The sequence below is a fragment of the Alcaligenes sp. PF14 genome (assembly GCF_037150615.1).
Taxonomy (GTDB): Bacteria; Pseudomonadota; Gammaproteobacteria; order Burkholderiales; family Burkholderiaceae_B; genus Alcaligenes; species Alcaligenes phenolicus.
In genome coordinates, this window is sequence record NZ_JBAGRS010000006.1 from 309,319 (window position 1) to 317,423 (window position 8,105).

At 54.1% G+C, this 8,105-nt stretch carries 9 protein-coding genes; 6 read left to right on the forward strand and 3 right to left on the reverse strand.

Features of this window, described 5'->3' with window-relative positions:
* Positions 1–57: 57 nt before the first annotated feature.
* From WFM49_RS14900 to lipB, 5 genes are all read left to right on the forward strand, one after another.
* Complete coding sequence (locus WFM49_RS14900) at positions 58–708, forward strand: alpha/beta hydrolase (RefSeq protein WP_021447090.1); 651 nt, start codon at positions 58–60, stop codon at positions 706–708.
* Positions 709–833: 125 nt separating this feature from the next.
* A complete protein-coding gene (locus tag WFM49_RS14905) occupies positions 834–2,063 on the forward strand; it encodes a D-alanyl-D-alanine carboxypeptidase family protein (RefSeq protein WP_250756484.1) in 1,230 nt (409 codons plus the stop codon).
* 24 nt (positions 2,064–2,087) lie between these two features.
* Positions 2,088–2,960: a D-amino acid aminotransferase gene (locus WFM49_RS14910; protein WP_336974032.1), complete on the forward strand. Its 873-nt coding sequence runs from the start codon at positions 2,088–2,090 to the stop codon at positions 2,958–2,960.
* A complete protein-coding gene (locus WFM49_RS14915) occupies positions 2,957–3,229 on the forward strand; it encodes a DUF493 family protein (RefSeq protein WP_009460108.1) in 273 nt (90 codons plus the stop codon). Before WFM49_RS14910 ends, WFM49_RS14915 begins: the two co-directional genes overlap by 4 nt.
* A gap of 18 nt (positions 3,230–3,247) precedes the next feature.
* Positions 3,248–3,910 carry a lipoyl(octanoyl) transferase LipB gene (gene lipB, locus WFM49_RS14920; protein ID WP_226349790.1) on the forward strand — a complete coding sequence of 221 codons (663 nt, stop codon included), beginning with the start codon at positions 3,248–3,250 and terminating at the stop codon, positions 3,908–3,910.
* A gap of 72 nt (positions 3,911–3,982) precedes the next feature.
* Here the strand turns inward: lipB and WFM49_RS14925 are convergent, their stop codons facing one another.
* Complete coding sequence (locus WFM49_RS14925; RefSeq protein ID WP_009460106.1) at positions 3,983–4,774, reverse strand: enoyl-CoA hydratase; 792 nt, start codon at positions 4,772–4,774, stop codon at positions 3,983–3,985.
* 199 nt (positions 4,775–4,973) lie between these two features.
* On the opposite strand from WFM49_RS14925, the gene lipA reads away from it, so the two are divergent.
* The gene (gene lipA, locus WFM49_RS14930) at positions 4,974–5,978 is read left to right on the forward strand and encodes a lipoyl synthase (protein ID WP_021447088.1); all 1,005 of its coding nucleotides are present in this window, start codon (positions 4,974–4,976) and stop codon (positions 5,976–5,978) included.
* A 215-nt stretch (positions 5,979–6,193) separates the two neighbouring features.
* Here the strand turns inward: lipA and WFM49_RS14935 are convergent, their stop codons facing one another.
* Together WFM49_RS14935 and WFM49_RS14940 are read right to left on the reverse strand one after the other, a co-directional pair.
* Positions 6,194–6,553, reverse strand: coding sequence for a hypothetical protein (locus WFM49_RS14935; RefSeq protein ID WP_336974039.1), 360 nt, complete (start codon positions 6,551–6,553; stop codon positions 6,194–6,196).
* Positions 6,554–6,583: 30 nt separating this feature from the next.
* Positions 6,584–7,378 carry a uracil-DNA glycosylase gene (locus tag WFM49_RS14940; protein WP_250756487.1) on the reverse strand — a complete coding sequence of 265 codons (795 nt, stop codon included), beginning with the start codon at positions 7,376–7,378 and terminating at the stop codon, positions 6,584–6,586.
* Positions 7,379–8,105 lie beyond the last annotated feature (727 nt).

Genomic DNA, 8,105 nt, shown 5'->3' on the forward strand with positions numbered 1-8,105 from the left:
GACAATCCGGTACACTGGATGAGTTAAACGTAATCTTATGTGATATTTGATCTGAGCATGTCTGAACGCGTAGATACAATCCAATTTTCCGGCCAGGCCGGTGTTATTGACTGTGCTCTGGACTGGCCAGCGGGCGAGCCCAAGGGTTGGGCCTTGTTGCTGCATCCTCACCCTTTGCATGGTGGGGCACGTAACAACAAAGTGGTGACAACCTTGTCGCGCAGTGCCACTCAACATGGTTTGCTGGCAGTACGCCCGGATTTCCGTGGTGTCGGAAAGTCTGCCGGGGAGTTCGATAGCAGCCGCGGCGAAACTGCCGATATGCTGGCTTTGATTGAGCAATTCCCATCACATTTCCCGCAGTGGAGTTCCGGCCCATCCATGTTGGCCGGGTTTTCATTTGGCACTGCAGTCGCTGCTCAAGTGTATGCCAGCCTGCAGGAAGCCCAGGCACCTTTGCCCGGCGCCTTCATCCTGACTGGTACTGCGGTCAATCGTTTCCGCTTCCGGGATGTCAGCCCTCCTGCCGATACCTTGCTAGTGCACGGTGAAACCGACGATGTCGTTCCCTTGTCGGAAGGCATGGACTTTGCGCGTGAGCATCAGTTGCCCATGGTTGTGCTGCCCGAGGCCGGCCACTTTTTTCATGGCAAGCTGATTCAGCTGCGTGAGTTGGTCAGCCGTCATTTGGCCGGGCTTGGAACCTAAGCCGGGTTTTGCTTTCAAATCGTTGCGTTTTCCTGTTCAGACTCAGGGGCCTTGCCCCTCACAGGCCCAGATGGCTCTGCCATAATGGGTTCTTTCCGCCACTGTCAAAGCAATCGATTTTTTCCATGACTTCTATTCAAAAATTTGCATCTCCAGTCCTCTCTCGTTGTGTGGTGGCACTTGCCCTGGCGCTGCCTATGGTGGCTCAGGCACAGACTCAAACCCCTACCCCGACAGAATCGGCTCAAGTGCTTGGCGTTCAGACGCCTGCCTTGCCAGGTGATTTGTCCGTTGTACCCGCACCTAGCCTGACGGCACGTGCCTGGTTGTCCATGGACGTTAATAGTGGCCAGATCATCGCGGCAGAAGGGCTGAACGAGCAGGTCGAGCCTGCCTCCCTGACCAAGCTGATGACGGCCTATCTGGTCTTTGATGCTTTGGAATCCGGTCGCCTGAAGCTGGATCAGACCGTTGTGATTTCGGACAAGGCATGGCGCACCGAAGGTTCGCGCATGTTCGTGAAAGTTAATTCGCAAGTGGCCGTGAATGATCTGCTGCAAGGTGTGATCGTGCAATCGGGCAATGATGCCTCTGTTGCCTTGGCCGAAGCCGTTGCGGGTAGCGAAGGTGCTTTTGCCGCCTTGATGAACGAAGAAGCCGCCAAGCTGGGTTTGACGGCTACGCATTTCAAGAACTCCACCGGCTTGCCTGATCCCGAGCATCTGACCTCGGTACGTGATCTGGGCGTGTTGTCCGCGGCACTGGTTGCCCGCTTCCCCCAGTATCTGCACTACTACAGCCAAAAAGAGTACACCTACAACAATATCAAGCAGCCCAACCGTAACCGCCTGCTGTGGCTGGACAATACAGTTGATGGTTTGAAAACCGGCCATACCCAATCGGCAGGTTACTGCCTGGTATCGACGGCCTTGCGCGATGGTCGTCGTGTGGTGTCGGTTGTCGTGGGTACGGCGAACGATGCCGCCCGTACAGAAAACAGCCTGAAGCTTCTGAACTGGAGCTTCCAGAACTTTGAAACGGTCAAACTGTACGACGCCAGCAATCCTGCTGTCACCGCCCGTGTTTGGGAAGGTGAGGTCGAAAATGTAGGCCTGGGTACAGAAGGAGCCTTGTGGTTGACTGTTCCTCGTGGCAAGTCCTCGGAAATCAAGCCTGTTGCCAACTATACCCAGCCTTTGCTGGCTCCGTTGAGCAAGGGTGACAAGGTCGGTACACTGACTTTGTCCCTGGATGGCAAAGTATTGGCAGAACAGCCTTTGCTGGTGCTGCAAGATGTGCCCGAGGCAGGCTTTTTCGGTCGTATGGCCGACAAAGTGCGCTTGATGTTTGAGTAATTCCTTGGTGCGAGGCTAAATCCTATGATTGCAGGCATTGACCCCGACAGCATTGTTTATTTGAACGGCGATTTCGTGCGCCTGGGCGAAGCGAAGATCTCGGTACTGGATCGTGGCTTCATCTTTGGCGACGGCATTTATGATGTCGTGCCTGCTTATCACGGGAAACCTTTCCGTATAGATGGACACCTGGGGCGCTTGGAGCGCAGTCTGGCAAAAGTGGGCATTACCAATCCTTTCACTCGACGTGAGTGGGAAAAGCTGGTGCTGGATATGCTGGCACGTTCAGGCCGAGGTGCCGACTGCATGGTCTACATTCAGGTGACGCGCGGTGTTGCCAAGCGCGACCATGCCTTCCCCAGCAATGTGCCGCCCAGCATCTTCATCATGGTCTCGCCCTTCAAGCGTGTGCAGCAAGAACGCGAAACGGGTTTGAAGGCAGTGGCTATTGAAGATGAACGCTGGCTGCGTTGCGATATAAAATCCGTTTCTCTGCTGGGCAATGTGTTGGCCAAGCAGCAGGCGGTTGAAGCCGGCGTAGACGAGGTCATTCAGTTCAGAGACGGTTTTCTGACCGAAGGGGCCTCCTGCAATATCTGGATTGTGCGCGACGGCACTTTGCTGGCACCCATGCGCAACAATTTGATCCTGGAAGGGATTCGCTACAGTTTGATGGAAGAGCTGGCCGCCCAGGCGGGTATAGCTTTTCAGGCGCGTCAGATCTCTCGTGAAGAGGTCGACAGTGCCGATGAAATTATGATGACGTCAGCCACCAAAGAGGTGCTGCCCATCGTTGTATTTAACGGTCAGCCCGTCGGTGACGGACGACCCGGCCCTGTCTTTGCCAAATTACGTGAGGGCTATGACAAGGCCATCAAGGCTGCGGAGCAAGCATGACCATTTCCCCCGAAGAATCGTTGATCGAATACCCCAGTGACTTTCCTATCAAAGTCATGGGACAGACTCACGAAACCCTGCAAGACGAATTGCTGGCTATCGTGCTGGAACACGATCCAGGTTTTGACGCTGCCACCATTGAGGTGCGTCCCAGCAAGGCAGGCAACTACACGGGCCTGACTTTCACGGTGCGCGCTGTCTCGCGTGAGCAGTTGGATAACCTTTACCGTGCCCTGCATGCGCATCATCTGGTGCGTGTGGTGATGTAAAGCAGGGATCAGGCGTTCATGTCCGACTCAGTTCGTATCAAGTGGTTTGAGCGGCCTAGCGCCTATGAACCTATCTGGCAGGCAATGCGCGACTTTACCGAGCAGCGCGAGGCGGAGACTCCTGATGAAATCTGGCTTGTCGAGCACACGCCTGTCTATACGCAAGGACAGGCTGGCAAGCCGGAACATCTGCTGAATCCCGGTGGCATCCCCGTGGTGCAAACCGACCGGGGCGGGCAGATTACCTATCACGGCCCTGGGCAGTTAATGGTGTACTGCCTGTTTGATCTGCGCCGGGTGGGCTTATACGTCAAAGAATACGTACGCCTTTTGGAAGAGGCTGTTATTGCTTGTCTGACGCATTTTGGTGTCGAAGGGGCTTGCTGCAAGCCAGGGGCACCGGGTGTCTATGTACCGCAAGGGGTGGCAAGCCAGGAGTTGGCCAAGATTTCCGCATTGGGGATCAAGATTCGCAATGGCCGCTCTTACCATGGACTGGCCTTGAATATAGGCATGGATCTAAGCCCATTTAGCGGCATCAATCCCTGTGGCTATGAAGGGCTGCAAACAACGGATATGCGTTCGCAAGGCGTCGTGGTCCCCATGGACGAGGTTGCACAGTATTTGTCTAATTATCTATCGCAAGCGATGGCTCTGCGCCTACAGGCAGCGGCAGCTTAAATAGCGCAGCGATAAAGCGCCACATGTGGCGGCGCTCATCTTTATATTGTTATTTATTCGTCAAGTGCCGCCTCAGGTTCCGCTCCAGTGCGGCGCGCGTTTCTCGATAAAAGCATCAATACCTTCGCAGGCATCATTGCTCATCATATTGTCAGCCATGACCTGACCGGCGTAGTCGTAGGCTTGTTCAATAGCCAGGCTGCGCTGGCGGTAGAACATGGCCTTGCCTGCGCGGACGGCGACCGGACTCTTGGCCATGATGCTGTCGGCCAGTTTCTGTACGGTTTGATCCAGCTGGTCTTCGGCTACCGCGTAATTGATCAGCCCCAGCTCTTGAGCTCGTTGGGCGCTGATGAATTCGCCAGTCATCAACATTTCCATGGCGGCCTTGGGTGGCACGCAGCGTGACAGGGCAACAGCAGGGGTGGAGCAGAAAAGGCCAACATTAATGCCTGATACTGCAAAGCGAGTGGACTCGGTGGCCACAGCCATATCGCAGGTAGCAACCAGCTGACAGCCCGCTGCGGTGGCCAGCCCTTGCACACGAGCAATCACCGGCACGGGCAAGGCCAGCACACCTTGCATGACGCGGCTGCAGCGGCTGAACAGATCACGGTAATAGTCGTGTTCGGGTTTGGAGCGCATCTGTTTCAGATCGTGCCCGGCACAAAAGGCCTTGCCTTCCGCCTGAATGATGACGCACTGCAAGCTGGGGTCCTGGGCCAGCTTGTCCAGAATGTGTTGTAAAGAGTCCAACACTTCTTCAGACAGCGCGTTGTACTTGGCGGGCCGGTTCAAGGTGATGCGGGCCAGTCCCTGATGCTGTTCCAGCAGGACGGGATCGGCGAGGTGCTCTTGTGACATGCAAGTCTCCGTACTTATAGTATGTGCAGGTTTTATTTTCGGGTGTTGCTGCATCGTTAAGTCGACCTCTATAGTAGAGGGGTCTGGTACAAACTATCGCCCTTGTTCTAGGCGCTTGTAAAGCGAAGGGGCTACAATTGACCACTGCGCCCATCGTTTAGTGATGTTGCCCGCACGCTGTTTTTCTATTTAGACGCCTATGACCACCCCTACAGATACGTCCGTCGATTCCAAACCTACTGTGCGCCCTCGCGTTGTCGAATACGACGCAACGCAGAAGCAGAAGGCCGAGGCCAAGACCTCGCGCATTCCCATTAAGGTCGTGCAGGCAGAGCGTTTGAAAAAGCCTGATTGGATTCGGGTGAAGGCGGCTGCACCGAATTCCCGTTTCTACGAGATCAAGGAAACTCTGCGCGAGCACAAGCTGTTCTCGGTGTGCGAAGAAGCCTCCTGTCCCAATATCGGGGAGTGTTTTGGCAAGGGCACGGCCACCTTCATGATCATGGGCGACAAGTGCACACGTCGTTGCCCATTCTGTGATGTGGGCCATGGCCGTCCTGACCCGCTGGACGAGAATGAACCTGCCAACCTGGCCAAGGCCATTGGTGCCATGAAGTTGTCCTACGTGGTTATTACCTCCGTAGACCGTGACGATTTGCGTGATGGTGGCGCTGCCCACTTTGTGGAATGTATCCGTCAGGTGCGCGAGCATTCGCCAACTACGACTATTGAAGTGCTGGTGCCGGACTTCCGTGCTCGTCTGGATCGTGCGTTGGGGATCCTGAATGCCTGCCCTCCAGATGTGATGAACCACAACCTGGAAACGGTACCTCGCTTGTACAAGCAGGCGCGTCCTGGTTCGGATTACCACCACTCCTTGAAACTGCTGCAAGAGTTCAAGAAGTTGCATCCAAACATTCCAACCAAATCCGGTTTGATGGTTGGCTTGGGTGAGACCAACGAAGAGATTCTGGAAGTGATGCGCGATATGCGAGCTCACGATATTGATATGCTGACCATTGGCCAGTATTTGCAGCCATCCGGCCACCACTTGCCCGTGATGCGCTACGTGACGCCTGATGAATTCTTGATGTTTGAGCGCGAGGCCTATGCAATGGGCTTTACCCATGCGGCGGTTGGTGCCATGGTGCGTTCGTCCTATCACGCAGACCAGCAGGCGCATGCAGCAGGTGTGCAACCTTAAAGATAAGAGAACAGGTCTTTGTAAGACTTGGCTTTTATTTGAAGAACCCGGCCTTGGTGCCGGGTTTTTTTATGACTTCCGGGTTTTCCGGTGTTGTTGATCCGCGTCTACCTGTTTTTTTACAGGTTCCAGGGCAGCCAGCGAGCCGGAGAGTCGTTAGCGGTTTTGGGGCATGTATCCCTGGCTGCCTGTATCAATTGCTTGCCGGTGTCTTTTTATTCGGACGGTGGGCTTTCTACTGTATCACTCTGGGCCTGGGCCTGGGCCTTGGTAGACAAGCTCTCTATATAAGGCTCCAGCACTTCGTCGTAATCTTCGACGCCCAGATACCAGGCCGTCAGACCTTTGCTGTCTTGTTTGAGATCAGTCCAGCAGAATAAAGAGCGATCAAAAGAGTCCTTGATGGTCTCGTTCACAAACTTGAACAATTCATCCAGCAAGGGCAGGCTGCTTAAGGGGACGGCAAATGGCGTTTCTCCCTGAAATTGCCAGCCATATTGTTCGAGCAGTTCGTTCGACCAAAGAGCATGTTGTTCTTGAGAGCTTAATTCTGGATTGGCAGGGCTTAAAGGCATGGTTCTGGATCAGGTAAGGGGAACGGATGGTCAAGCGCCGGTGGCAAACCATTGTATGGGAGCGACGCCTTGCTCCTTGAGCCACTCATTGGCTTGCTGGAAATGACCGCAACCAATAAAAGGAACAGGGGGGCGGCGAGCAGCCAAGGGGGAAGGGTGATTGGCTTTCAAAATCAGGTAAGGATGCTGGGAGTGCTGCTGAATCAGTGCTTCTTTGGCTTGGGCGTGGGCACCCCACAACATATAAACAATAGGGCGTGTAGTCTGCTGGGCCAGGTTCATCAGCAGGGAGTCAGTAATCTGCTCCCAGCCTTTCTTGGCGTGAGAGGCAGGCAAACCATCTTCTACAGTCAGCGATGTATTCAATAGCAAGACACCTTGTCGACCCCAGTTGCTCAGATCATGACTGCTTGGCAAGGCGGTGTCGGGATACTCCAGCTCCAACTCTTTAAAGATATTGCGCAGACTGGGTGGAGCCGGGCAGGTGTCAGGCACAGAAAATGACAGGCCCTGTGCCTGATTGGGCCCGTGATAAGGATCCTGGCCCAGAATCACTACGCTGACTTTTTGCAATGGCAGCAGCTCCAGTGCGCGGAAAGGGGCGGCCGGATAAATAGAGGCGCCATCCTGGCACTCCTTGTCCAACCACTTGGCCAGAGTTGCCAATATGTCTTGCAGCTCCGGGCGATCCAATGTGGCACGCCAGTCGCTGGGAAGGCGGGCAATTTGATTCAGGATGTTCTCGGTCAGGAGATTGCCGGAGAGTAGTTCCTCACCAATCAGGCTGAGCTGTGCCGCAGGGGCTTGAGAAGATGAGCGGGCCATAGTCTGCATACAGAGTTATTTGTCCGCCTATTGTAATAGGGGAGAGGTGGCCTACCTATCTGCTTGGATGGGGTGCCTCTATATAGAGAGGGGTTTGGCGGTCAAAAGTAGGTGCTTGGTATGCCTCTATATATAGAGGGATGACCGGCGCTCTATATATAGAGTGTTGTAGACCAGGTTCCAGATTAGCGGTCCATGGTGGTAGCCTGGGATTTGTGTAGCCTTCCCCAGGATTGCAACTGCATTCTTATCTTGTCTGTCTGTCTGTCTGTCTGTCTGTCTGTCTGTCTGTCTGTCTGTCTGTCTGTCTGTCTGTCTGTCTGTCTGTCTGTCTGTCTGTCTGTCTGCGAAAATACGTTTGGGGCGGGAATTCAGCGCGAAACAGGAGAATCGATGCTGAGCTGGAGAGGATACGCCTGGAATCGACCTGTTCTGCGATGGGGCATCCGGGCGTTTCACCTGCCAGTTCTGGTGTCTCTCCAGCTATGAACGAAATATAGTCATTTTAGTGTCATTTGGTTACATTTAAATTTTATCATATATAACAATGATCTAAGTGGAAAAGCACTGTAAACCGCCTCTTTTACATGAAATTTTGAGGTAAAAAACTTGCAAAGCGGAAAATCGTCGTGCTATAGTTCTTTTCTCGCTGCAGCACACACAGGGTTTTCCCCGAAGCGCCGCAGAGAGCAGTTAAACAAGTTTCACCGCCTTGGCCAAGAGGCCA

Bases quoted from the DNA above. Each gene is read 5' to 3' on its own strand.
- WFM49_RS14915 (WP_009460108.1), top strand. From the start codon at position 2,957: ATGACCATTTCCCCCGAAGAATCGTTGATCGAATACCCCAGTGACTTT.
- lipA (WP_021447088.1), top strand. From the start codon at position 4,974: ATGACCACCCCTACAGATACGTCCGTCGATTCCAAACCTACTGTGCGC.
- WFM49_RS14925 (WP_009460106.1), bottom strand. From the start codon at position 4,774: ATGTCACAAGAGCACCTCGCCGATCCCGTCCTGCTGGAACAGCATCAG.
- WFM49_RS14905 (WP_250756484.1), top strand. From the start codon at position 834: ATGACTTCTATTCAAAAATTTGCATCTCCAGTCCTCTCTCGTTGTGTG.
- WFM49_RS14935 (WP_336974039.1), bottom strand. From the start codon at position 6,553: ATGCCTTTAAGCCCTGCCAATCCAGAATTAAGCTCTCAAGAACAACAT.
- lipB (WP_226349790.1), top strand. From the start codon at position 3,248: ATGTCCGACTCAGTTCGTATCAAGTGGTTTGAGCGGCCTAGCGCCTAT.
- WFM49_RS14940 (WP_250756487.1), bottom strand. From the start codon at position 7,378: ATGGCCCGCTCATCTTCTCAAGCCCCTGCGGCACAGCTCAGCCTGATT.
- WFM49_RS14900 (WP_021447090.1), top strand. From the start codon at position 58: ATGTCTGAACGCGTAGATACAATCCAATTTTCCGGCCAGGCCGGTGTT.
- WFM49_RS14910 (WP_336974032.1), top strand. From the start codon at position 2,088: ATGATTGCAGGCATTGACCCCGACAGCATTGTTTATTTGAACGGCGAT.